The organism is Halobaculum rubrum, from assembly GCF_019880225.1.
GTDB classification, from domain to species: Archaea; Halobacteriota; Halobacteria; order Halobacteriales; family Haloferacaceae; genus Halobaculum; species Halobaculum rubrum.
Genome location: NZ_CP082284.1, coordinates 1,457,893 through 1,480,985, shown reverse-complemented (window position 1 = coordinate 1,480,985; position 23,093 = coordinate 1,457,893). Strand labels below are relative to the sequence as shown.

Here is a 23,093-nt window from a genome sequence, read left to right as displayed (position 1 = left end):
GTGTGGCGGTAACGGCGCCGAGACCGTCGGTGTGTGTGTGCCGGTACTCGTCCGCGGAACGCGGACGGAGACCGCCGATCCTCGGCATCGGTGCCCCGACGGCCACCGCTTAAGTCCCCTCGGTGTTTCTGGCGACAGAAGCAGGTTCCCATGGCAGACACTCACGAGCCGATACGAGTGCTCCACGTCGACGACGAGCCGGCGTTCGGCGAACTGGTCACAACGTTCCTCGAGCGCGAACACGACCGGATCGAGGTTCGTGGCGTGACGGACGCCGAGGCGGGGCTGGACGTGCTGGCCGACCACGACGTGGACTGCGTCGTGTCCGACCACGACATGCCGGGCAAGAACGGGATCGAATTCCTCCGAGCGGTCCGTGAGGAGTATCCGGATCTCCCGTTTCTGCTGTTCACCGGGAAGGGGAGCGAGGAGGTCGCGAGCGATGCGATCTCGGCGGGCGTCACCGACTACATCCAGAAAGGAGGCGGCACCGACCAGTACGCGCTGCTCGCCAATCGGATCGTGAACGCCGTCGAGGCAAGCCAGTCACGACGGATGTTGACCGAGCGGACGCGCCGGTTGGAAACGCTCATCGGGAACCTTCCGGGCATCGTCTACCGCTGCTGCAACGAGCCGACCTGGCCGATGGAGACGGTCGACGGGGAGGTCGAGGTGCTGACGGGGTACACCGCGGCGGAACTGGAGTCCGACCGCGTCGAGTGGGGGTCGGAAGTCATCCACCCCGACGACCGCGAGGCCATGTGGGACGCCGTCCAGGAGGGGCTCGCGGCGGATGGCGCCTTCGAGGTCACCTACCGGATCCGGACGCGCGACGGGGAGATGAAGTGGATGTGGGAGCGGGGACGCGGCGTGTACGCGGACGACGGGAGCGTGGAGGCGCTCGAAGGGTTCATCACCGACATCACCGATCGGAAGGAGCGCGAAGACCGGCTGACGCAGACGACCGCCCGCCTCGAGGCGCTGTTCGAGGAATCGCCGGACATGATCGACATCCACGACGCCGAGGGGAACGTCCTCGACGCGAACCCACAGTTCTTCGCGGAGACCGGGTACACGGAGGAGGCGGTCACGTCGATGAAGGTGTGGGACATCGACCGGACCCTGGATCCGACCACCGTGCGTGAGATCTGGGAGGACATGGAGGTCGGTGACCGACGGGAGTTCGAGGGGGAGTACACCCGACGCGACGGATCGACGTTCCCCGTCACCGTCCATACCAGGCGGCTCGACCTCTCGGGTGCCGACCGGTTCCTCGTGAGCAGTCGCGACGTGTCGGACCGAGAACGGCGGGATCGCAAGCTCGAACAGCTTCGGGAGCGGTCCCGCGCGCTCAACTACACCCGGACGGTCGCCGAAACAGCGGACCTGGCGACGGATGCGGCCGACGAGATCATCGGCGCCGAGTTGAGCTCCGTCCACCTCCTGAACGACGCCGGCGACCGACTGGAGCCGACCTCGGTGGCCGACTCCGTCGAGGCGGCGTTCGACGAGATCCCGACGTACGATCGATCGGCGGCGCCCGGCACCCGGGCGCACTTCGCGTGGGAGGCGTTTCGGGCGGACGGACCGACGCACGTCCGGTCGGTGTCCGACACGGATCGGATAGCGGAGGAGACGCCGGCCGAGAGCGTCCTGTTTCACCCGATCGGCGACTACGGCCTGTTCATCATCTCCTCGACGAACGCCGACGCGTTCACCGAGACCGACGTTCTCCTCGTCGAGATCCTCGCGAACTACCTGGAGGCCGCCTTCGATCGCGTGGCACGCGAGAAGACCCTCAGAGAGCGCCAGGATCGGCTCGAACTGCTGCACGAAGCGACACAGGATCTCATCCGGGCGGACTCACGGCAGGCGATCGCCGACCGGATCGTCGAGGCGGCCGAGGGGATCCTCGGGTTCAGCGTCACCGTGGTTCGGTTCTTCGACGCCGATTCGGGCGAGTTGGCGCCGGTCGCCGAGTCCGACGCGGTCGCCGACGTGATCCCCGAGCGCCAGCCGTTCACCGCCGACTCCGGCAGTCTCAACTGGGCCAGCTTCGAGGCCGACGAGGTGCGGGTGTACGACGATATCGAGGCCGACACCGGCGCGGTCGACACGGGGACCGGCCTCCGGAGCCTCATGCTGCTCCCCCTGGGGACGCACGGGACGGTCTCGGTCGGCGAGACCGCCCCCGACGCGTTCGACTCGACCGACGAGTTCCTCGCGCGAATTCTGACGACGGCCGCGGAGACGGCGCTCGACGAGCACGAGCGCGAGCGTCGCCTTCGCGAGAGCCGCGACGAACTCCGCCGACAGAACGAGCGGCTCGAGGAGTTCGTCTCGGTCGTCAGCCACGACCTCCGGAACCCGTTGAACGTCGCCACCGGCCGGTTGGACCTCGCCCGCGGCGACTGCGACAGCGAGCACTTCGACGCCGTCGACCGCGCACACGACCGGATGGAGGCGCTGATCGAGGACCTCCTCGCGCTGGCCCGCGAGGACGACACGGCGACCGATCTCGCGCCGATCGATCCGGCGGCGACGGTCCGTGAGTGCTGGGCGAACGTCGAGACGGGCGAGTCGGAGCTCGTCGTCGAGGCCGACCGACCGATCCTGGCCGACGAGCGGCGCCTCAGACAGCTGTTCGAGAACCTCGTCCGCAACGCGGTCGAACACGGCGGCGACAGCGTCACCGTCACCGTGGGCGACCTGGACGACGGCTTCTTCCTCGAGGACGACGGCGTCGGGATCCCCGCCAGTCGGCGCGACTCGGTGTTCGAGGCCGGGTACTCGACGAGCGACAAGGGGACGGGCTTCGGCCTCCGGATCGTCAAACAGGTGGTCGTCGCCCACGGCTGGGAGATCCGTGCGACCGAGGGGACCGACGGCGGCGCCCGGTTCGAGGTGACCGGCGTGGCCTCGGTCGACGAGTAACGGTCGGCGGCTTCCGGAGTCGGCCGACGGGTCGAACGGAACCACGACACCTAAGCCGCCGACCCACCCACCACACGATACTCGTGCCACGGTTCGCGTACCCCTGCCCCGGCTGTCGCACCACGAACAGCCTGCACGACGCCGGCTGCGACTTCGAGGGGACCGAGTGGCACCACGTCGAGCAGGCGTACACGGACGTCCTGACGGTTCTCGTCGACGGCCCCGTCAGCGAGTCCGCGCTGCAACACGCCGTCCACGACGAGTGGTCCGGGCTCCACCGCGCCGCGCTGGATCTGCTCCGGCGCGAGGGGCGCGTCGAAGAGAACGGCGACACGCTGGAGCTGCTCACCGCCGAGCGCTACCGCGAGGAGGTGTCCGAGCCGACTCGCGAGCCGATGGCGACCATCTACCGCGAGGGGAGCTACCCCGGCTGTCACGACAACGCCGTGTTCGCGCTCGTGGCGTGGTACGAGATGGTCGGCCTCTCGTGGACGGAGACCCGCCAGAACGTCATCGAGTGGCTCCACCGTTCGGGAACGTGGGAGCGCGGCGGCTTCGAGGAGTCGAGTCCCGAACAGCTCGTCGACAGCAAGCGCCACGTGTACGAGGCCGGCTACGGGTGGAAAGAGAAAGCGCAGGCGGCGAAGCGCGTGATCGAGCGCCACGGCTGAGGTCGACTGGCTCTCCGGAGCGGGAGCGCGTCGGGGCGACGCTACGATCGCCAGCGGTTGTACCCGAGCGTGGCGATACCGACGAGCACGGTGACGACACCGACCCCCGCGGCGACGAGCCCGAGCAACAGCCCGTCGGGGAAGTCGAAGTCGTCCGTATGCGACGTGACTTCGACGGCGTAGTACGTCCCGTCGCGCTCGACGATCGGGGCATCGGGCACGGGCTCGTCGCTCCACGGGCGGTAGTCGTACGCCGCCTCCGAGACGGTCGCGTTGCGGATCTTCCGGAACGTCCGCCGCTCGGCGGGCGGCAGGGAGGTGTAGTTCGCGACCAACTGCGTACGGACGACGGCCGCGATCTCGGAGTCGTTCGCGACGGTCGTCGTCAGTTCGCCGTCCGCGAGCGAGAACGCGTGATAGGTGTCGTACTCGGTCGTCAGGAACGTGTAGTTCCGTTGAAGCCGTCGGACGTCGGCGACGACGGCGTCCGACTCGACGGAGGCTGCGCCGTCCGTCATCGCGGTTTCGAGCGCCTCGCGGGTCTCGTTGGGCGCGCGAAACACCTCGCGAACGTGGCGGTACTCGAGGCTCGACGGTCGGAAGGCGAGGCGGTCGGCGTAGCGGTCCGCGAGCACCGTGTCGTTCGAGGCGGTGATCTCGGTGGCGGAGTAGCCCGTCGAGCTCCGATGCCGTTCCTCCCCGCCGAGGTCGTCGAGCGCGAACGCGTACGCGGGGCCGGGGACGAGGAGGAGTCCGACGAGGACGAGCACGAGCGCGGTGCGGTCGGTGGGCATGGAGGGGGTCACCGGAGAGTGGACACAGGACGAGTAAGTGTCTTGTCGTGAGAACCCACCACGACCGCTAAGTCCTCGCCGGCCGTCGGTCCGATGTGCCCGCGCCTCCCGATCGATCCTCGGCCGGCGACGACGACGCCGGCGCCGGCGGCTCCCGCCGCGCGGTCGCGGTCGTGATCGCCGTCGTCTTCCTCGACTTGCTCGGCTTCGGCGTCGTCATCCCGATCCTCCCCTTCTACGTGCGGTCGTTCGGCGTGAGCGACGTGTTCATCGGGCTCATCGCCGCCGCCTACTCGCTGGCGCAGTTCCTCGCGGCGCCGACGCTCGGGCGGATCTCCGACGAGCGGGGGCGACGGCCGGTGATCGCCTTCTCGGTCGCGATGGCGGGCGTCGCCTGGCTCGTCTTCGGCTTCGCCACCGAGGTCGGCGCTATCGCCGGCTCCGCGGCCGCCGTCGCGACCCTGCTGCTCTCGCGGACGCTCGCGGGCGCCGCCGGCGGCAACATCTCCGCCGCGCAGGCGTACGTCGCCGACGTGACCCCGCGGGAGAAGCGGGCGGGCGCGCTCGGGCTCGTCGGCGCCGCCTTCTCGCTGGGGTTCGTGTTCGGCCCCGCGCTCGGCGGCGTCGCCGCGAGCGACCAGGTCGTCGCCGCCGCCGACGCCCTGCTTCCGGCGGTCGTTCCGACGACGCGGTTCACCCTCCCGAGTTTCCTCGCCGCCGGGCTGTCGTTTCTCGCGGCCGGCGCTGCCGTGGCCGTCCTGCGGGAACCGGACCGCACGCGCCCCAGCGGGGGCGGTCGGCGGTCGCTGGTCGGACAGTTCCGCTCGGCGCTCGCAGACGACACGCTCCGGCCGCTGGTCGCCTCGTACTTCGTCACCTCGGTCGCGTTCGCCGGCATCCAGGTGATGTTCATCCCCTTCGCCGCCGACTTCTACGGCTACGACGCGACCGCCGCCGCGATATTCCTCACGTACATCGGCGTGCTCGGCACGGTCAACCAGGGCGCGCTCGTCGGTCCGCTGGAGCGTCGCCTCGGCGCGGTCCGGCTGGCCGCGATCGGCGGCACCGCGTTGGCGGCGTCGCTCGCGCTGCTCCCGTTCACGCCGGAACTCGGCGGCTTGCTCCCGCTGCCCGGCGGGTCAGGGACGGGCCTGCTCTCGGGGCCCCTCCTCACCGGGCCGACCGTCGCGCTGTTCGCGGTGGGGGCGCTGCTGTCGTTCGGCAACGGTTCGCTGAACGTCTCGCTGTCGACGCTGGTGTCAGAACGCGCCAGCGACGAGACCCAGGGGGCGGCGTTCGGCGTCACCCAGGGCGCCGGGAGCCTCGGCCGGACCGTCGGTCCGCCCGTGGCCGCCGCGGCGTACGTGCTCGCGTACTGGTCGCCGTTCGTCGCCGGCGCGGTGCTGCTGGTGCCGGTGGTGTGGGTGCTGGGTCGCGGCGGGGCGACCGAGTCGACGGGTGCGTGGTGAGCGCCCGTCGCGCGACCCCGAAGTCGAAACCGACCGCCGCCGGGGCGGATCTGCCGCGCTCGACAGCGGGGCTGGAACGTGCCCGGGGGTATTAGCCGTCGGGCGGCGACCGTCCGGTATGCATCCGGGGCGACCCTCCACCCCGCAGCGGGCGGCAAGTCGACTGTTGACCACTGTCGCGACGGCGGCCGCGATCGGCGCCGCCGCGTCGCTTCCCGCACCCCGACCGTTCGTCGACGTCTTCGCGGCCCTGCTGGTCGCCGGCGCCGCCGCGGCCGCGGTCGTCGGTTCGGGCGCCGCGTGGACCGACAGCGGGCGGCTGTTATGGGGCGCCGCGCTGGCGATGACCGGCGTCGCGCTCGCGGCCGCGGCGACCGTCGGCTTCGCGTTCGCGCCCGCCGCCGCGTGTCTCCTGAGCGCCGCCTTGGTGTCGGGGGCGGTCGGCGTTCCGACCGCCGGTCGGGACGAACCGGCGTGAGCTGCCCGACCGCGTTGCCGGCCCGTCGACCGACCGGCCCGCCGACCCGCCGCCCGACGGTCAGCGAACCGAGTCGACCGCGGCCGGAACGTCCGCGGGACCGTCGACGTGGACCGCCTCCCATCCGCGCTCCCGGGCGCCGACCACGTCGGACTCCTCGCCGTCGCCGATCATCGCCCGCCGGTCCGCCTCGATGGCCGCCTCGGCTCGCTCGAACGGTTCCGGAGCGGGCTTGTGTGCCCCGGCCTCGTAGCTGACGACCGTCGCGTCGACGTGGGCGGTCAGCCCCGACTCGCGGAGCTTTCGGCGTTGCCACTCGGGGACGCCGTTCGTGCAGACGCCGACCGCAACGTCGTCGGCGGCCGCGAGCGTCGATATCGTCTCTCGGACCGCGGGCGGCGTCTCGACGGCCTCGTACTCCGCGTCGCGGACTGCCGCGACGAACGATTCGGGAGCGGCGTCGGCGTCGACGGCCGCGAGCGCGTCCGCGGCCGCCCGGCGGTACGGCTCGGCCGCGAGGTCGCCGAAGTAGTCGAAGAAGGCGTCGTTGTAGGCGGTCGCGAACGCGTCTGCGTCCCCGATCCCGACCCCCTCGCAGGCGGTCGCGAGCACCGCCCCGTACTCCGGGAACGAGACGAGCGTGCCGTCGAGGTCGAACCAGATGGCGGTCGTCACACTCGGGAGCGCGGCCGACGCGACCGAGAAGCCGTCGGTTCCGGCGCGGCGGTCTACTCGCTCTGGATACGCGGGGCCAACATGTATGTTACTTGCCCCATCCCCTCGCCGAACTCGTAGTGCAGCTTGACGGGGAACTCCTCGCCGAGCTCGACGCGGACCTCCGCGTCCTTCGGGATGGCCTTGTTCATGTCCTTGAGGTAGTCGAGGCTGAACAGCGAGTCGGCGGGGCCGGCCTGTAGGTCGATGAGGTCCTCGCGGTCGAGCCGGAGGTCGACGTCGTCGGTGTCGCCCTCGGCCTCGATGAAGAACGCCTCCTCCGCCTCGTCGACGCGCAGGCGGATGTGGTCGCTCACCATGTCGGCGGCGGTGATACCGCGGTTGATCTGGGCACCCTCCAGCACGATCTCGGCGGGGAGATCGAGATCGGGGATGTCCGGCTCCTGGCGGATGGAGTCCGGGTCGATGAGCGCGAGCGTGTAGCTGAGCCCCTCGATGTGGATGTGGAGCTTGCGGGTCTCCTCGTCGAGTTCGAGCTGGATCAGGTCTCCGGTGTTGGCCATCCCGGCGATGTCCTCCAGCCTGTTGAGGTTGACCCCGATGACCCCTCCGTCGGCCTCGTAGGACTCGAACGCGGCGGCCTCGAGCGAGAGATCGACCATGCCGACGTTGGCCGGGTCGACGGCGCGGATCGCGAGTTCGTCCTCGTTGAGCCGGATCTTGCACTCGTCGACCAGCACGCTCACCGAGTCGAGCGCGTCGCGGAGGGTAGACGCGCTCACGATGGCCTTGAACATATATCGCGGGCTACGAGTGTGCCCGTAAAAATACCCGCGGTTCCCGTTCCGGCTTCGATCGGCCTCGGTCGCCGACGGAGCCGCGGACGACGACGTTGCCACGGTCCAGGATCGTCGGTTGTCAGTCGGTCGATCGGACGACAGGAGAACATAGTTTGAAGCCAATATACTGTGAATCGGTAGCTAGTACCATGAGTGAACCAGGAGCTGGCAGGCTCACGTCGGCGTACCGAGAGCGGTTCGGCGAGCCGTTCACGACCGACGAGGTGTACGGGTATTGGCTGTTCGTCGCCGGGACCGTTATCGCGGTCGTGGGGATGGCGGTGTTCCTCACGTCGATGGGATCAGGGCAGACCGGAACCCGGGGGATCGCGTACCTCCTCACCGGGATCGGACTCGCGACCGCCTTCGCCGGCCTCGTGGTCGGCCAATCGTTCCACCGGACCGCCAAGCTGCTCGTGTACGTCGGTCTTCTCGTCTGTCTGGCCGCGATGGCGTGGTTCCTGACCGTCTTCCCCGGACAGTGGGCGCTCGGCTCGGGGAGCGCACAGGGGGTCGTCGCGGTGTACACCCTCGGGCTGGCGCTCATCACCCTCTCGGGTGCGCTCGCGCCGATCTCGGTCGGGCAGAGCCGCGCGCGACAGGCCGTCGAGGAGCAGTTGGCCGACGCCCGCGCCGACGACGAGGCGGACGACCAACGGATCGAGGAACTGGAGGCGGCGGTCGCCGAGCGCGACGACCGGATCGACGCCCTCGAATCCGACCTCGACGAGTCGCGGGCGGAGACGGCGGAGGCCGAGCGCGCGGCCGAGGAGGCCCGCGAAGAGGCTCGCGAGAAGACCCGATCCGCGACCGCGGAGACTGCAGCCGCACGCGAGGAGACGGCGTCGGTACGCGACGACCTGAACGCGGCGGCGTCGCACGTCAACGCGCTCTCGAAGAGCTCGGCGACGTTCGACGTGTACCGCGACAAGTCCGGACAGTGGCGCTGGCGGCTCGTCCATCGCAACGGCAACATCATCGCCACCTCGGGTGAGGGGTACAGCTCCGACCGGACCGCCCGCCGGGGGATGCGCAGCGTCAAGCGCAACTCGCTTGGCGCGGCGGTCGTCTGGCAGCGCGACGAGGAGGATCCCGAGCCGGCCGCCGAACCCGTCGCCGAGGAGCCGAGCGCGCGGTTCCGGCTGTACCGCGACGCCGACGACGAGTACCGCTGGCGGCTCCGCCACGACAACGGCGAGACCATCGCGGCGGGGACCCGCGGCTTCTCCTCGAAGTCGTCCGCGAAAGACGGGATCGAGTCGGTCCGCTCGACCATCGGCCCCGCCGACTACCTGGAGTTCGACCCGGCGGGCATCGAGGTGTACGAGGACTCGGCCGGCGAGTTCCGCTGGCGACTCGTCCACCGCAACGGGAACATCCTCGGCGACTCCGGCGAGGGTTACGCCAGTCGGTCGAACGGCCGCCGAGCGGCCGACCGCGTCCAGGAGGTGGCCGGGGACGCCGCCGTCGACGCCGACTCCGGCGTCCGGTTCGAGACGTTCGAGGACGCCGGCGGCGGCCACCGCTGGCGGCTCGTCGCCGCGAACGGGGAGACCATCGCGGACTCCGGCGAGGGGTACAGCTCCCGGTCGAAGCTGGAGGACGCGATCGACCGCGTCCGGGAGTACGCCCCCGAGGCCGACCGACTCACGATGGCCACCGCGGCCATCGAGGTGTACGAGGACGCCGGCGGCGAGTTCCGCTGGCGGCTCCGGCACCGCAACGGAACGATCCTCGGAACGTCCGGCGAGGGGTACACGGGCCGGTCGAAGGCTCTCGACGCCGTGAACGGCGTGAAGCGACACGCGCCGAACGCGCCGATCGAGGAGGGCGAGGAACAGCCTGACGAGGAGGTGGAGACCGAGGAGGAGTAGATCACCGCGGTCGAGTGGAACCCGGAGGGAACGGCTTCCCGGGGGATCTCCCGGAGATTGCGGGCGACGTTAGTTGTACTCCGAGAGCGTCGTCCGCCGCTTCTCGGCGTCCGGGACGTTCGTTATCAACACCTCGGCGACCTCCCCACGATTGTCCCCGTCGCTGTTGATCGAGCGGGTCGCGCCGACGACGGTCACGGTGAACTGATCGTACTCCTCGTACAGCTCCGCGACCGGTGGCGAGTTCGAGAGGACGATCGAGACGCCCTTTTCGTCGAGGTCGACCGCGAGGTCCCGAAGCCGTTTCTGATCGTCCTTGTCGAACCCCTCGGCGTGGTAGTCGGTGAAGTTCGCCGTGGTCGAGACGGGCTCGTAGGGCGGGTCGAAGTAGACCAGGTCCCCCGCGTCCGCCTCCCCCCGGACGTACTCGAAGTCCTCGTTGTGGATCGCCGTGTCCCGCAACACCTCGTGGAGCGCGCGGATCCGGTCGGCTTGCACCCAGTCGGGGTTCGCGTAGCGGCCGACGGGGACGTTGAACTCGCCGCTGTTGTTCTCGCGGTAGAGCCCGTTGAAGCACGTTCGGTTCAGATAGATGAACAGCGAGGCCTCACGGAGCCGCTGGTCGTCGGTCTTGTCGTCGACCTCGTGGAGGTCGTTGAACTCGTCGCGGGCGTCGTAGTAGTAGTCCTCGTCGTGTTCGTGCGTCTCGTTCTCCGCGATCAGGTCCTCGGGATCGCGGTCCCGGATGACCTCGTACAGCGTCACCAACCGGTCATTGAGGTCGTTGATCGAGCCGCGCTCCGGTTCCAGGTGGAAGTAGACGGCGCCGCCGCCGACGAACGGCTCGTGATAGCACTCGAAGTCGGCGGGGAACTGCCCCGTGATCTCGGAGAGCAACTGGCGTTTGCCCCCCGCCCACTTGAGGATCGGCTCGACCATGCTGTTGGTTCCACTCGCTCGCGGCCGTTCTTAAACGCTGGCAAGCGCCGGGGCGGCGGCCCGGACGCGGGCGCCGCCCCCGGTGAGGGGTCCCTGCGACTACGCGGTCGAGGACGGGTCGCCGATCCCGGTGATCGACGCGTACGCCGCCAGCGCCGCGACGCCGAGCGCCAGCCCGCCGAGCGACTCGCCCCAGGTGTGGGCGCCCGCGAGGGGGCGGGCGACGACCATCCCGAGCGCGACGAGCGCGAGCGGCGCCGCGCGCCGGTCGACGAGCGCGAGGAAGCCGGCCGGAACCACCGCGTACAGGACGTGGCTCGACACGTCCCACACGGGCGTGATCAGAAGGTGCGGGACGGTCACGGCGACGAGCAGGAGCGCGTAGTCGGGGACGATCGACCCCCAGTCGGCACGCCGCCACCAGCCCCAGATGACCGAGAGCCCGACCCCGAGGCCCAGGCTTCCGGTGGCGTCCGTCACCCACGCCGGCGCGACCGTGAGGAGCGCGGGGAAACCCTGGTAGACGGCGAACGCGACCGTCCAGCCGAACCCGAGCACGCCGACTCGGGCGGCGATCCCGGTCCACGACCGCCGGGTCGACTGCCACCACTCGTAGCAGACGGCCGTCAGTCCACACAGGAGCACGAACAGCTCGGGGGCGAACACCGCGGAGTACGTCGACGCGATCGACGCGGACATACGGTGACGGCCGCGGCGGGAGCGTCGTGGTCGTTTCGATCCGCGGTCGCCCCGCGGACGCCCGAACTGCCTCGGCGGCGGTGATGGCCGCCGAGCGAACGAGTTGCCCGCGTCCACGCGAAACGAGTAGGCGAGGAGATCCGGCGAGTACGGACATACACAGGTCGAGCGGGTCGGAAGTGCGGAACGCGTCCGTATTCGTCACTCAACTCGCCCGACCGAGATAGCAGCCGTACTTCGGGAGACGATGTCTGCAGCAGTTGGCACGTCCCCGTCGTAGTCGAATTCGGTGATCGCGAACGGTCTTCAGCCGCTGGTCGATTCGGCCCGTTCCCGGGCAAACTGGTCGAGGATGACCCTCGTGCCCCCGAGGACGACCGGCCCGATGAACAGACCGACCACCCCGAACACAATGATGCCTCCGAAGATGCCAACGGTGATGACCGCGACGTTCAATGCCCCGCTTCTGTTGATGATCAGCGGCCGAAGATAGGTGTCCGAGACACTAACTACGGAGCCGGTGCCGACGATGATCAGCGCTGCCACGGGGCGCCCCATCGCGAGCAGGAAGACCGAAGCCGGAACCCAGACTCCGAACGCCCCCACAAGTGGGAGCAAGCAGAGGACGAACGTCACCACGGTCAAGAAGACGAACCCAGGCATGTCAACAAGCACCAATACGGTCCCGAGTAGTACGGCTTGGATCCCCGCGACGGCGACGTTACCGACGACGGACGCCCACATGAGGTCATCGAGTTCGCCCATCAGTTCCCGCTGTACGGGTTCGGACACGGGAACGACTGTGCGAAGCCAAGCGACCAACTGTGTCCCGTCTCGCAGGAGGACAAACAGCACGAAGGTCGTCACGGTGAGGCCGATAAACACGCTCGGAAGGCCGTCGATAGCGATTAGTGCGCCCGTGGCCAGACGTTCCAACCCGGTCCCTATCGGCCCCTGATACGTCGCGTACAACGCCTCGAGGTCGACCACGTGGCCGATGGTGGCGACATGGCTCTCGACAGCGCCGGAGCTGAACTCTCCAGCCTGTATGGCAGTAAAAAGTGCCAGTCCCTGCTGGATGGCGATCGTGACGATGTACGTCACGAGCACGAACAACAGCAGGACCGAGATCGCGGTGAGGGTGAAGGCAGCCGAACCTGCACTCAGCCGCCGTTCGAGCCGCTGCTGTGCGGGCGTGAGAACGTAGGCGAGAACGATTGCGAGAATGATGTACGGGAGTTGGGTGAGGACGATGAGCGCGGCGAAAACGATACTGACGACTGCCAGAAACGATAATCCAGTGCGATCCGAGGGCCAGCGTGCCTCGGTATCTTCCGCCGTCATCGGAGTTCTACGCACCCTCGGAGGTAGACCCCACTGAGTCGCTCATCGGTGACTGTGTCATACCCATCTCTCGAGACCTCTCGGGGTAGTTTGCTTGCGTGGTCAACCATACCCCTTATACAGAGCAATGAGGGTACCCGCGCCTGTAGGCGCGGGATGAATCCGACAGTCTGACCAGCAATCCACAGTCGACACTCCGGTCGGATATTCCACTAGTGACCTCGGTGGGTCTGCTACCCGTGTTCACTACGCTGATCCCCGATGCTAAATTGGGTACTTCGGTCAATATCAGGTACGCACGCCGCACACAGCGTCGAGTCAGTGATCGCTGTTGGGTTAGAGGACGAATGAAATGATGGCCAGAATGACGAAGATGATGATGAGCCATTTGGCGACCTGCATACTGAGCCCAGCGATCCCCTTCGCCCCGAGAACCGCCGCGACGACCGCGAATATCAGGAAGAGGACCGCGAGTTCGATGAATCCTCCTCCGAATTGCAGCGGGAGTAATTGACTTCGGACTCACGTTCCGCGAGTTGGCGGCGCTGGCGCTCCGTCTGGGTGACGTCCGAGAGCAGTACCACCTGCGCTCCGGCGTCACCGAGCATGGTGGTACTCGTGGAGACGAAGTAGTACCGCGGTTCGCCGGACTGCTCGCGTTCGAGTATTTGGTCGTCGCTTTCGAGGGCCTCAACGACCGACGGAACAGCCTCGGAGAGGCGGTCGCCCGCCGAGTCGTCGAGTTCCGGTAGCACGTCCCTGACGGTCGCCGAGTAGTCGCGGATCCGTCCCCGTTCGTCAAGATAGATGGAGAGGTCGTCACCGAACGACGCCCGCTGTACCGCGATGAAGCGGCGTTCGAAGACGAACAGCACACCGACTGCGAACACTGCCACCCCGATAGGCGCGTAGATGATGTTGATGAGCAACGGCGTGAACTGAGCGACGATGTCGAGCACGACCGGAAGTCCGATCAGGACTGATAGCACGCTGAGGGGTCGGGTGTCGTACCCCGATTCGAAGAAGAGTTGGAAGATCATGAACAGTCCCACCGCCGACAGCACGTACGACAGGCCTGTCGCGGTCCAGTGGAGTACGTTGTGTTCCACCGCGAGGTGTGCGAACGGCGTCGACGTCTGCCTCACCGTGAAGTACGCCCCGTGGATGGGGTTCGTGACTTTGATCGACACGACGATGAGGAAGATGAACACACCCAGTCGTCGCAACGGCGTGTTGCGGTGGTACGTCCGTCCGGAGTAGGCGGAACAGAAGTAGAGCCACGCCCAGACGGTGGCGAACCCGATAGCGAGTCCGATGATGTACGCCGGCATACGGAACGGATCGGGGAGCAGGAACCCGGCGACCCTGAGGAGCGCCCACCCGCCGGCAGTGGCGAGCAACCCCACCAGTCCGCGGCGGACATCGGGGTCCTGAAACTTCCGCGCCCGACTGATGGCGGCGAAACAGACGATCCCACTGAGCGCGAAGACACCGAGGTATAGTTGTCCGACAATTCCAAGAGAGTGTAGCATTAGTTATAATATAATTCTTTTTGAGTATTTATAAATATTTGCGTATAGAACCCAAACGGGCCTCCGAAAACGTCTCCTGGATGCCCAGCCAGCGAGTGAATTCGGTCCGATACATCACAGCTCAGGTCTTGACCGATACCGCACGGGGTTCCCCTTGAACCTCGGTGAAACGAGTTTTCGAGATGGGTGTCGGTCGTGCTGGCGTCTTCCGCGTTCAAAGGTTCAAGAGAGCCATCCCAGTCGCGGGTCACGCCCATGCGATGTGCCTTTCCGGTTCGACCACGTTCGACCGGGTATGAACGCGGATTCGCTCGCATCGACAGCCGAGAACAGGGCAGTGTTTTCAGCATGGTAGTCATGGCAGGTAAAGACGATTTCTACAACCGGGCGAAACAGGAGGGCTACCGCGCCCGTTCGGCCTACAAGCTCCGCCAGATCGACGACGAGGTCGGCCTGTTCGATCGCGGCGACACCGTCGTCGACCTCGGCGCCGCCCCCGGCGGCTGGCTCCAGATCGCCGCCGAGGCGGTGACCGAGGCCGGCCGCGTCGTCGGCGTCGACCTCCAGCGCATCGACGACCTCGAGCACCCACACGTCGAGACGGTCCGCGGCGACATGACAGAGGAGCGCACGCGCTACTACCTCCGGAAGGCGCTCGGGGTCGACCCGGACGGCCGTGACGAGCCGTCCGGATCCGCGGACCCGGATCCCGACGAGAACGCCGGACCCGAACGGCCCGTCGACGTGGTGGTCTCCGACATGGCGCCGAACATGACCGGCGAGTACCAGCTCGATCACGCCCGCTCGATCCACCTCTGTCGGCAGGCGTTCGACACCGCGCTGGAGCTCCTGAAGCCGGGCGGCGACTTCGTCGTGAAGGTGTTCGACGGCCCCGACCTCGCGGACTTCCGCGACGACGTGGCCGCGGAGTTCCAGTACGTCCGGGCGTACACCCCCGAGGCGAGCCGGAAGCGCTCCTCCGAGCGCTACCTGATCGCCCGCGGACGCACCGACTCCCCGGTCTCCGAAGGCGACCGACTCACCGTCGACGTGACCGACGTGGGCGATGAGGGCGACGGCGTCGCCAGCGTCGACGGGTACACGCTGTTCGTCCCCGGCGCCGAGGCCGGCGAGACCGTCGAGGTCGTCGTCGACGACGTGAAGCCGCGGTTCGGCTTCGCCGAGCGCGTCGACTGACCCCCGTTCTGCTTCAGGCGCTCACAGCGGCAGCGTCGTCCTCGTCGCGGCGGACGAGCGCGACCGCCGCGTACACCAACGGCGTGTCGACCAGCGCGATGAGGAGCTTGAGGACGTACTGTCCGACGACGAGCGACACGAGCACCGGGGTGGGCAGCGCCGCACCGACGCCGAGGACGGCGGGCGCGATCGCGAACGCGACGAGCGTGAACACGACCGTGTCGATGAGCTGGCTCGACGCCGTCGACCCGACGTTTCGTAGCCACAGCGCGTCGCCGTCGGTGAACTCGCGGATGCGGTGGAAGGCGATCACGTCCCAGTTCTGACTGATCACGTAGGCGGCTAGCGAGCCGAGCACGACGTTGCCCGACAGTCCGAGCACCGTCTCGAAGGCGGCGGGATCGACCGATCCCCGCGCGGCGGGCGTCGCGATGGTCGCAAACACCAACGCCAGCAGGACGAAGTTCATCGCGAACGCGACGTTCACCACCGTCCGGGCGTACGACTTGCCGTACAGCTCCGAGAGGCAGTCGGAGGCGAAGAAGGTGACCGCGTACGCGAGCGTCCCGCCGGGCGCGGTCACCGCGCCGAGCACGGGCAACGAGACCGCGAGCAGCTTCGCCGAGATCACCTGCGCGGTGACCAGCGCCGAGACGAACAGCGCGGTGAGTACGACCGCGGCCACCGGGACGTCCAGCCGGCGCGGCTCCGCGGCGGCGCCGTCGACACCGCTCATTCGGGGTCGTCCTCCGGCGCGTGTTGTTCCGCCGACTCCCCGTCGGCCAGTCGCCCGTGGCGCGCGTCTATCTCGTCGAGCACGTCCAGCGTCTTGCGCACCGACGCGCGGATCGCGTCGCTGCGGTTCACGAACTTTCCGTCGTCGCCGACGTGCTCGTCGAGGTCTCCGAGAAGCTCACCGGGCATCTCGACGCTTATTTTGGGCATATTCAGGGATTCCCGAGCGAATATTTGAAGCTTCGGACTCGGATGCCGGTTCCCGCAAGTATCACATGCCGCCCGACGGCGATCCACGACCCGGCCGCTCGCGGCGACGAATGAGAGTCCCACAGGCCGATGGGAACGAGATGTGTCGGGAGGCGTCCCGACGAACGGTTCGGGGGCTGTCAGCGGGTCAGATCGACGGTCGGCTCGGCGAGGTTGCGCCGGCCACCGAGGGTCATCACCCACAGGATGAGCAGGCCGACGCCGTAGGCGGCCATCATCGGGATCGTCACGAGGAACATCGTGAACACGTCCGCCGGGGTGAACAGCGCCGCCGCGAGCATGAGGGCCACGGTCACCTCCCGCCAGCGCGAGCGCATCGCCTGGTAGGACACACCCGTCGTGTTGAGGAGGATCATGAGAATGGGGATGTTCGCGAGGAATCCGATCCCGACGGTGGTGAAGAACACCAGCCACGCGAAGTTGCTGATGCGATAGCTGATCACCATGCCCGCCGCCAGCGCGTCGCTGACGAGCCACGAGATGACCGCCGGCGCGATGACGGTGTAGCCGAGCGCGAGCCCGCCAAGGAGGCCCGCCAACAGCGCCGCCACCCAGCCGAACACGACCTGCCGGCGGCCGCGGACGAAGCCGCGGTCGCGCAGCGCGGGCCACGCGTAGTACGCCATGAAGGGGAGGACCGCGACGGCGCCCGCGATGGTCGAGATCTTCACCTCGAAGACGAGCGCCTCCACCGGGTGAAGCACGATGACGCCGAAGTTCTCGGCGCCGACCCCGACGATCTCCTCGGGGATCCGGTTCACGAAGTTGTTCTTCACGTCGCCGATCCCGCCGAGGTAGAGGAACGCGAACACGCCGGCGAGCGTGACGCCGAACACCGACACCAGAACGAACAGCCGCGAGCGAAGCGAGGCGGCGATGAACGCGAGGTCGTCGTAGTAGCCGCCGATGTCCTCCTCGTCGCGCTCGCCGTCGGTGAGCCCTTCGAGGAGCGTCCCGGTCGCCCGCGACGTCCGGTCGCTGGCATCGTCCGACAGCCCCGGGATCGACGGGCCGCCCCCACCCCCGGAATCGTCGGTCTCCGACGAGTCTGCGGCCTCGCGAGCCGACTGGATCTCGTCGAAGCGGTCCAGCACCGCACGCGCCTTCGCCGAGTCGCCGGCGGCGGCCGCGCGGTCGGCGAGGTAGCTCGCACGGCGCTCCGAGATGCCCGCGAACACGGCGTCGGGGGCGCGGCGCACCTCGTCGGCGGTGAGCACCTCGACGTCGACGGCCGCGGGGTCGGTGCCCGCGACGTACGCGAAGTAGACGGCCAGCAGCACGCCCAACAGGAGCGCGAGCGCGACCCCGGCGGCGACGAACGCGACGAGCGCCGCGGTACCGCTCACCCCGACGGCCGCGAGGATCGCGGCCGCGCTCGTGCCGTACTCGGCGAGGACCGAATCCGCGAGCGCCGGCCGCTCGACGAGCACGTAGCCGACCGCGGCGACGATGCCCGCGATGCCGAGCAGGACGTTCCACAGCGAGCCGAACCGACCGCGCCAGTCGACGAACCCGGCGCCGCGACGGAACGGTTCGACGACGCCCCCGTCGCCGGCGAACAGATCGCGGGGCGGCCCCGACCGGGCGACATCGTCCCCGGCGGCGTCCTTGTCGGCCGCGCCGGCGGTCCCCGCCGCCGCGGCCTCGTCGAAGCGGTCGAGGATCGCCTGCGCCTTGCCGGGCTCGTCAGCCTCCATGGCGGCGGAGGCGGCCTCGAGCGCCTCGGGCTCGGTCATCCCGTCGAACGCCTCCGGCGGCGCGGCGCGAACGCCCGCCTCGTCCAGCGCCGAGAGGTCGATCGCGTCGGGGTCGCCGGCGTCGCCGACGACGGCCGTGGTCTCGTCGAGCTCGGCGTACACGAAGTACGCCAGCGTCACGACGGCCACGGCGATCCCGACGCCGACCGCAAGCGCCGCCAGCACCGGCGCCGCGAGCCCCGTCGCGATCCGATAGCTCGTCAGCCCCGTCCCCGCGACGACGCCGTTGACCGCTGCTGCGCCGCCGCGAGCGTAAAACAGGTACACTGCGGCGCCGGCGGCGACGCCGACGCCGGCGAGCACGTTCCAGTGGAGCCGCGCGGTCGCGGCCGCGTCGATGCGCTCGCTTCCCCGTTTCGCGGTGACGACGACCTTCGCGAGGTACAGCGAGGCCCCGTACAGCAGCAGCAGCGGCGCCGCCCACATCACCTGGGTGAACGGGTCCGGCGGCGAGAACACGGCGCCGAACACGAAGATGCCGACGACGGCGTGGCGCCATTTCTCGCGGAACGTCTCGTAGGGGACGATCTCGGCGTACGACAGCGCCGTGATCACCAGCGGCATCTGTGCGGCGAAGCCGAACGAGAACGTGAGCAGCGCGATGAACTGCGCCCACTTCACGATGGAGTACGTCGGGAGGATGCCCGCGGAGAGCGCGTTGTTCGCGAGGAACGCGAACATGAACGGGAAGAACACGAGATAGCCGTAGGCGACACCGCCCGCGAACAAGCCGACCGCCAGCAGCGCGATGAGCGCGAGCTTCCAGCGGGCGACCGGCGTCTGCGGCCAGGCGCCCCGCTCGCGGAGGGTGTCGCGAGAGAAGTACAAAAGCGGCGGGATACCGACGACGATCCCGACGATGAGACCGATCTTCGCCTGAAGGAGGATCACGTCGAAGGGCGTCTGCGCGATGATCTCGACCTCCTGGCCGGCGGCATCGCTGAGCTGTGCGCGCGTGACGGACTTCAGGAAGTCCCAGACGTACAGCCGGAGGGCGTAGAACGTCCCCATGAACCCGGCGAGGAAGACGAGGAACACCTTCTGGAGGTCCTTCTGGGCGGACCGAAGCATCGCGCCGGCGGCGGCCCTGCCGTCCGCCAACGTCTGTTGGGTGTCCTCGTCGAGCGCGCTCGACATACCGCATGAGAGCGACTTGCCGGTTATCAACCTTTTCAAGAGACGCGTCGTGGCGACGACGAGAACTGCGGCCGCGGTTCGTCGCCCCGCCGGGTCGACGGCCCGTCGGGCGAGCGACCGCGGACGGGTCCGATGGCGCCATCAGAAAAGGCCTATAACGGATCGGGGGCGAACCCCACCCATGACTGCGGACTCGGATCCGCCAGAGGAGCCGTCGGCCGAGACCGACGGCGACCGCGACGCCGAGACTGGCGAGTCCGATGAGGCGTCCGAGTCCGCCGACGAGGAACTGGAGATCGACCGTCGCAGCCCCCCCGAGGATGCCGACGGGAACGATGCTCCCAGCGAATCGGACGAGCCGGCGAACAGCGCCGACTCCGACGCGAGCGACGGAGACAGCAGCGATGCCGTCGCTGGCGGCGATGGAGACAACGACGACGGCGACGACAGCGGCGGGCGCGACGACGACAGCGGTGACAGCGAGAGCGGTGACGTTGGCGGCAGCAACGCCGGCGGAGAGTCCGACAGCGACGGCGAGGACGACGACCCCGAACGAGCCCCGAACGAGCCGACCCCGATCGCCGGCGACGCGCCGGAGATCGACGACTCACAGCCGGTTCCCGACGCGGTCGCCGGCGAGCGCTCCGGCGAGAGCGGACAGCCGGCCGCAAACGGCGGCGGCGCCATGACCGCGGCCCAGAAAGGAATGGAGGCGGTGAACAAGGGCGTCGGCGCGCTCGGCGGCGAGAGTGACGGCCCGGACACCGACCAGGAGATGCCGCTGGCCGAGCACATCGAGGAGATGATGCGCCGCCTCGGCATCGTGTTCGGGATCGCCGGCGTCGTCGTGGTCGTGGTGCTGCTGATCGGCACCGTCTCGCCGACGGTCCCGAGCGCCGAGCAGATCATCGAGTTCCTGTGGGATTCCCACGTCGGGTTCGAACAGAACCAACCCCGCGTGTACGGCCCGCTGGAGTTCCTGCTCACGAAGCTGAAGGTGGCGTCGCTCGCGGGACTGCTCGTGGGACTGCCGGTGTTCGTCTACGAGACGTACCGCTTCATGCGTCCCGGCCTGTACCCACACGAGCGGCGCTACTACCTCGCGGCGGTGCCGACGAGCCTGATCCTCGGGGTCATCGGCGTCGCGTTCGCACACTTCATCGTGCTCCCGGTCATCTTCGACTACTTCATCAGCTACACCGAAGGGAGCGCAGAGCTGGCGTTCAGCCTCCGGGAGACGTTCAACCTCATCCTCCTGTTGATGGGCTACATGGCGATCGTCTTCCAGATCCCGCTGTTCATTCAGCTCGCTATCATGATGGGGCTGGTGACCCGCGAGTGGATGGAGGACCGCCGGCTACTGTTCTGGTCGGCGTTCGTCGGGCTGGCGTTCATCGTCTCGCCGGATCCGACCGGCATGGCACCCATCATCGTCGGCGCGACCATGATCGCGCTGTTCGAGGGGACGCTCGCGCTGTTGCGCTGGACGGGGAACTAGCCGCGGGGACGGCTCCCGTCAGCCACACGTGTTCCCCTCGGTACTCGACAGGTTCTGAACGCGGTCGTCAGCGACGAAGCAGTCCCAGGATACGGGTTTTCGCGTCGTCCGCGGAGCCGTACGTCCGGTCGTCGGTTCCCGCGAACACGTCGCCGAGCGACTGCACCCCGTCCTGCGTTTCGACCTCGTACTCGCCGTACTCCTCGACCAACTCGTCGGTCGTCGCCGGGTACTCGTGCGATTCGAGCACGTCGTCGAGTTCGCCCAACTGGTCTTCCGGATCGTCGCCCACGGGTTCGGGTTCTTCGGCCCTGGTGCGCGCCTCCTTCATGTCCCGCTCCCGTTGGCGTTGCTCCTCGTCGGCCGCCTGGTCCTCTCGTCCCTGTTTGTCATCGGCCATATGCCTGCTAGACGACCGAGCCGGATAACGGTATGGCAGTACGACACGACCGGACTCGGTCGCCGCTCGGGACGTGGGGGGAACGGAGTCGGACGACGAGCGGACCTCGGCGCGTCGGCCCTCGCCGGCGGTCTTTTCTCGTCTCCCCGTCCATCCACGTTCGATGGGAACGATCCTCCTGTGTCGCCACGGCGAGACCACCTGGAACCGCGAGCGACGGGTACAGGGCTGGGCCCCCACGAGCCTGACCGAACGCGGTCGCGGACAGGCGGCCGCGCTGGCGACGTTTCTCGACGCCGAGTACGCCGTCGACCGGATCGTCGCCTCCGACCTGGAGCGGGCAGCTGAGACCGCCCGCGCCGTCTCGCGGCCGACGGGCGCGGGGGCGACGTTCGACGCCCGGTGGCGCGAGCGCGACTTCGGCCGGATGCAGGGACTCACCTACGACGAGCTGTTCGGCACGTATCCCGAGTACACCCTCTCGGAGATCGGGTATGCGGCCGCCGAGACGGTCCCCGAGAGCGGCGAGTCGTTGCTCGACATGTGGAAACGCGTGGAGGCGGCCTTCGTGGACCTCCGGACGGGGCTCGACCCCGACGAGACCGTCGCCGTTATCGCCCACGGCGGTCCGCTGTACGCCGTCACGGGTGCTATCAAGGGACTCGACGTGGTCGCCGCGGTGCTCGATCAGGATCAGGGCAACTGCGCGGTCAACGAGATCCGGGTCGGACGCGACGGCGACGGCGCACTCGTCCGCGAGAACGTCACGTCGTTCCTTCCCGAAGCGACGACGCAGGAGAACTACTGAACGGAAGCTGCGGTGCTCGCATCGGCAGCGGTCCTACGAGGTCGGGTACTCGCGCGCGAACACGTCCTCGACGACCGGCTCCCCGTCGCGGTTGACGGCGTTTTCTCCCTCGCCGTCGGCGTCCGCCTCGCTCCCGGGGCTAACGCTTCCGGTCTCGTACCCCTGGAGATCGAGCGTGACGTGGTCGAAGCCGAGCTCCAGCATGTGGTCGCGGGCGGCCGCGACGAAGTCCGTGTTCAGCGCCGTCTCCAACTCGTCGGCGCCGACCTCGATGCGCGCGAGGCCGTCGTGGTCGCGGACACGGAACTGCGAGAATCCCCACGTGCGCAGCAGGCGCTCGGCTTTCTCGATGCGGGTCAGGCGCTCCTCGGTCACCTCCAGCCCGGTCGGGATGCGCGAGGAGAGACACGCCATCGAGGGCTTATCGGCCACGTCGAGGTCGTAGTGCTCGGCGATCCGGCGGACCTCCGCTTTCGTGATGCCCGCCTGCAGGAGCGGGGAGACCACGTCGAGTTCCTCGACGGCGTCGAGTCCCGGCCGGTGCCCCTCCCCGGGGTCGGAGGCGTTCGTGCCGTCACAGACCGTGCCGATGCCGCGCTCCGTGGCGGCCTCGTACATCCGCGAGAGGCGCATCGTCCGGCAGTGATAGCAGCGGTCGTCGCCGTTGGCGACGAAGTCCGGGTCGTCCAGCTCGGAGAACTCCACGATCGCGTGATCGATGCCGATGTCGTCGGCGACGCGGGCCGCGTCGTCCAGTTCCTCGGCCGGGAGCGTCTCGCTTTTCGCGGTGCAGGCGACCGCGTCGTCGCCGAGGGCGTCGCGCGCGAGCGCCGCGACGACCGACGAGTCCACGCCGCCCGAGAACGCGACGAGCACGCCGTCGCGCTCGGCGAGAAACTCGCGCGCGGCCGCCGCTTTCGCCGCCACGTCGTCGTCCATGCCCCGAACGAGGAGGTGACGACCCAAAAGTCGTCCGAACGGGGCGGGACAACGGGACGACCGTGTTCGCGTCGCTCGCGTTTTCGCGGTCTCCCTCCGGTCGT

21 protein-coding genes are annotated in these 23,093 nt (G+C 68.6%); 8 read left to right on the top strand and 13 right to left on the bottom strand.

Annotation, left to right across the window (positions count from 1 at the left end; translation table 11 throughout):
• Positions 1 to 150: 150 nt before the first annotated feature.
• Both K6T25_RS07750 and K6T25_RS07745 read left to right on the top strand, forming a co-directional pair.
• Positions 151 to 2,934, top strand: a complete 2,784-nt coding sequence (locus K6T25_RS07750) for a hybrid sensor histidine kinase/response regulator (RefSeq protein ID WP_222917765.1) — start codon at positions 151 to 153, stop codon at positions 2,932 to 2,934.
• 83 nt (positions 2,935 to 3,017) lie between these two features.
• Positions 3,018 to 3,605 (top strand): DUF7474 family protein, encoded by a 588-nt coding sequence (locus K6T25_RS07745; RefSeq protein ID WP_222917764.1) that lies wholly within the window; start codon positions 3,018 to 3,020, stop codon positions 3,603 to 3,605.
• A gap of 41 nt (positions 3,606 to 3,646) precedes the next feature.
• Here the strand turns inward: K6T25_RS07745 and K6T25_RS07740 are convergent, their stop codons facing one another.
• On the bottom strand, positions 3,647 to 4,399 hold the full coding sequence (locus K6T25_RS07740; RefSeq protein ID WP_222917763.1) for a DUF7979 domain-containing protein: 753 nt from the start codon (positions 4,397 to 4,399) through the stop codon (positions 3,647 to 3,649).
• 95 nt (positions 4,400 to 4,494) lie between these two features.
• Here K6T25_RS07740 and K6T25_RS07735 point away from each other — a divergent pair, with 95 nt between their 5' ends.
• Together K6T25_RS07735 and K6T25_RS07730 are read left to right on the top strand one after the other, a co-directional pair.
• Positions 4,495 to 5,868 carry an MFS transporter gene (locus K6T25_RS07735; RefSeq protein WP_222917762.1) on the top strand — a complete coding sequence of 458 codons (1,374 nt, stop codon included), beginning with the start codon at positions 4,495 to 4,497 and terminating at the stop codon, positions 5,866 to 5,868.
• A 166-nt stretch (positions 5,869 to 6,034) separates the two neighbouring features.
• A complete protein-coding gene (locus K6T25_RS07730) occupies positions 6,035 to 6,346 on the top strand; it encodes a hypothetical protein (RefSeq protein ID WP_222917761.1) in 312 nt (103 codons plus the stop codon).
• A 60-nt stretch (positions 6,347 to 6,406) separates the two neighbouring features.
• On the opposite strand, the gene K6T25_RS07725 is transcribed toward K6T25_RS07730, so the two are convergent.
• Positions 6,407 to 7,021: an HAD family hydrolase gene (locus tag K6T25_RS07725; RefSeq protein WP_222917759.1), complete on the bottom strand. Its 615-nt coding sequence runs from the start codon at positions 7,019 to 7,021 to the stop codon at positions 6,407 to 6,409.
• 53 nt (positions 7,022 to 7,074) lie between these two features.
• Complete coding sequence (locus K6T25_RS07720) at positions 7,075 to 7,818, bottom strand: DNA polymerase sliding clamp (protein ID WP_222917757.1); 744 nt, start codon at positions 7,816 to 7,818, stop codon at positions 7,075 to 7,077.
• A gap of 191 nt (positions 7,819 to 8,009) precedes the next feature.
• On the opposite strand from K6T25_RS07720, the gene K6T25_RS07715 reads away from it, so the two are divergent.
• The gene (locus K6T25_RS07715) at positions 8,010 to 9,734 is read left to right on the top strand and encodes a YegP family protein (RefSeq protein ID WP_222917755.1); all 1,725 of its coding nucleotides are present in this window, start codon (positions 8,010 to 8,012) and stop codon (positions 9,732 to 9,734) included.
• Positions 9,735 to 9,803: 69 nt separating this feature from the next.
• Here the strand turns inward: K6T25_RS07715 and K6T25_RS07710 are convergent, their stop codons facing one another.
• From K6T25_RS07710 to K6T25_RS07690, 5 genes are all read right to left on the bottom strand, one after another.
• On the bottom strand, positions 9,804 to 10,673 hold the full coding sequence (locus tag K6T25_RS07710) for a DNA adenine methylase (protein ID WP_222917754.1): 870 nt from the start codon (positions 10,671 to 10,673) through the stop codon (positions 9,804 to 9,806).
• 99 nt (positions 10,674 to 10,772) lie between these two features.
• Positions 10,773 to 11,372: a hypothetical protein gene (locus tag K6T25_RS07705; protein WP_222917752.1), complete on the bottom strand. Its 600-nt coding sequence runs from the start codon at positions 11,370 to 11,372 to the stop codon at positions 10,773 to 10,775.
• 306 nt (positions 11,373 to 11,678) lie between these two features.
• Positions 11,679 to 12,716, bottom strand: a complete 1,038-nt coding sequence (locus K6T25_RS07700) for an AI-2E family transporter (RefSeq protein ID WP_222917750.1) — start codon at positions 12,714 to 12,716, stop codon at positions 11,679 to 11,681.
• 336 nt (positions 12,717 to 13,052) lie between these two features.
• On the bottom strand, positions 13,053 to 13,217 hold the full coding sequence (locus tag K6T25_RS07695) for a DUF1328 family protein (RefSeq protein ID WP_222917934.1): 165 nt from the start codon (positions 13,215 to 13,217) through the stop codon (positions 13,053 to 13,055).
• Positions 13,172 to 14,248, bottom strand: a complete 1,077-nt coding sequence (locus K6T25_RS07690; RefSeq protein ID WP_225917838.1) for a histidine kinase N-terminal 7TM domain-containing protein — start codon at positions 14,246 to 14,248, stop codon at positions 13,172 to 13,174. Before K6T25_RS07690 ends, K6T25_RS07695 begins: the two co-directional genes overlap by 46 nt.
• A 357-nt stretch (positions 14,249 to 14,605) precedes the next feature.
• Between K6T25_RS07690 and K6T25_RS07685 the strand changes: the two genes are divergently transcribed.
• Positions 14,606 to 15,445: a 23S rRNA (uridine(2552)-2'-O)-methyltransferase gene (locus K6T25_RS07685; protein WP_222917749.1), complete on the top strand. Its 840-nt coding sequence runs from the start codon at positions 14,606 to 14,608 to the stop codon at positions 15,443 to 15,445.
• 13 nt (positions 15,446 to 15,458) lie between these two features.
• Here the strand turns inward: K6T25_RS07685 and K6T25_RS07680 are convergent, their stop codons facing one another.
• The 3 genes from K6T25_RS07680 to tatC (K6T25_RS15870) all read right to left on the bottom strand — a co-directional run bounded on the left by K6T25_RS07680 (position 15,459) and on the right by tatC (K6T25_RS15870) (position 19,344).
• Entirely contained in the window at positions 15,459 to 16,181 is a 723-nt protein-coding gene (locus K6T25_RS07680; protein ID WP_222917747.1) for a queuosine precursor transporter, read from the bottom strand.
• Positions 16,178 to 16,390: a ribbon-helix-helix domain-containing protein gene (locus K6T25_RS07675; RefSeq protein ID WP_222917746.1), complete on the bottom strand. Its 213-nt coding sequence runs from the start codon at positions 16,388 to 16,390 to the stop codon at positions 16,178 to 16,180. Before K6T25_RS07675 ends, K6T25_RS07680 begins: the two co-directional genes overlap by 4 nt.
• 179 nt (positions 16,391 to 16,569) lie before the next feature.
• A complete protein-coding gene (gene tatC, locus K6T25_RS15870; RefSeq protein WP_222917745.1) occupies positions 16,570 to 19,344 on the bottom strand; it encodes a twin-arginine translocase subunit TatC in 2,775 nt (924 codons plus the stop codon).
• A 181-nt stretch (positions 19,345 to 19,525) separates the two neighbouring features.
• Here tatC (K6T25_RS15870) and tatC (K6T25_RS07665) point away from each other — a divergent pair, with 181 nt between their 5' ends.
• The gene (gene tatC, locus K6T25_RS07665; RefSeq protein WP_222917743.1) at positions 19,526 to 20,842 is read left to right on the top strand and encodes a twin-arginine translocase subunit TatC; all 1,317 of its coding nucleotides are present in this window, start codon (positions 19,526 to 19,528) and stop codon (positions 20,840 to 20,842) included.
• Positions 20,843 to 20,909: 67 nt separating this feature from the next.
• Here the strand turns inward: tatC (K6T25_RS07665) and K6T25_RS07660 are convergent, their stop codons facing one another.
• Complete coding sequence (locus K6T25_RS07660; RefSeq protein WP_222917741.1) at positions 20,910 to 21,242, bottom strand: DUF5789 family protein; 333 nt, start codon at positions 21,240 to 21,242, stop codon at positions 20,910 to 20,912.
• A gap of 163 nt (positions 21,243 to 21,405) precedes the next feature.
• Here K6T25_RS07660 and K6T25_RS07655 point away from each other — a divergent pair, with 163 nt between their 5' ends.
• The gene (locus K6T25_RS07655; protein ID WP_222917739.1) at positions 21,406 to 22,050 is read left to right on the top strand and encodes a histidine phosphatase family protein; all 645 of its coding nucleotides are present in this window, start codon (positions 21,406 to 21,408) and stop codon (positions 22,048 to 22,050) included.
• 33 nt (positions 22,051 to 22,083) lie between these two features.
• On the opposite strand, the gene larE is transcribed toward K6T25_RS07655, so the two are convergent.
• Positions 22,084 to 22,989: an ATP-dependent sacrificial sulfur transferase LarE gene (larE, locus tag K6T25_RS07650; protein WP_222917737.1), complete on the bottom strand. Its 906-nt coding sequence runs from the start codon at positions 22,987 to 22,989 to the stop codon at positions 22,084 to 22,086.
• Positions 22,990 to 23,093 lie beyond the last annotated feature (104 nt).

Excerpts from the sequence above, each read along its gene's own strand:
- K6T25_RS07750 (WP_222917765.1), top strand. The coding sequence starts at position 151 with ATGGCAGACACTCACGAGCCGATACGAGTGCTCCACGTCGACGACGAG.
- K6T25_RS07740 (WP_222917763.1), bottom strand. The coding sequence starts at position 4,399 with ATGCCCACCGACCGCACCGCGCTCGTGCTCGTCCTCGTCGGACTCCTC.
- K6T25_RS07720 (WP_222917757.1), bottom strand. The coding sequence starts at position 7,818 with ATGTTCAAGGCCATCGTGAGCGCGTCTACCCTCCGCGACGCGCTCGAC.
- K6T25_RS07715 (WP_222917755.1), top strand. The coding sequence starts at position 8,010 with ATGAGTGAACCAGGAGCTGGCAGGCTCACGTCGGCGTACCGAGAGCGG.
- K6T25_RS07710 (WP_222917754.1), bottom strand. The coding sequence starts at position 10,673 with ATGGTCGAGCCGATCCTCAAGTGGGCGGGGGGCAAACGCCAGTTGCTC.
- K6T25_RS07705 (WP_222917752.1), bottom strand. The coding sequence starts at position 11,372 with ATGTCCGCGTCGATCGCGTCGACGTACTCCGCGGTGTTCGCCCCCGAG.
- K6T25_RS07700 (WP_222917750.1), bottom strand. The coding sequence starts at position 12,716 with ATGACGGCGGAAGATACCGAGGCACGCTGGCCCTCGGATCGCACTGGA.
- K6T25_RS07690 (WP_225917838.1), bottom strand. The coding sequence starts at position 14,248 with ATGCTACACTCTCTTGGAATTGTCGGACAACTATACCTCGGTGTCTTC.
- K6T25_RS07685 (WP_222917749.1), top strand. The coding sequence starts at position 14,606 with ATGGCAGGTAAAGACGATTTCTACAACCGGGCGAAACAGGAGGGCTAC.
- K6T25_RS07680 (WP_222917747.1), bottom strand. The coding sequence starts at position 16,181 with ATGAGCGGTGTCGACGGCGCCGCCGCGGAGCCGCGCCGGCTGGACGTC.
- K6T25_RS07675 (WP_222917746.1), bottom strand. The coding sequence starts at position 16,390 with ATGCCCAAAATAAGCGTCGAGATGCCCGGTGAGCTTCTCGGAGACCTC.
- tatC (WP_222917745.1), bottom strand. The coding sequence starts at position 19,344 with ATGTCGAGCGCGCTCGACGAGGACACCCAACAGACGTTGGCGGACGGC.
- tatC (WP_222917743.1), top strand. The coding sequence starts at position 19,526 with ATGACTGCGGACTCGGATCCGCCAGAGGAGCCGTCGGCCGAGACCGAC.
- K6T25_RS07660 (WP_222917741.1), bottom strand. The coding sequence starts at position 21,242 with ATGGCCGATGACAAACAGGGACGAGAGGACCAGGCGGCCGACGAGGAG.
- K6T25_RS07655 (WP_222917739.1), top strand. The coding sequence starts at position 21,406 with ATGGGAACGATCCTCCTGTGTCGCCACGGCGAGACCACCTGGAACCGC.
- larE (WP_222917737.1), bottom strand. The coding sequence starts at position 22,989 with ATGGACGACGACGTGGCGGCGAAAGCGGCGGCCGCGCGCGAGTTTCTC.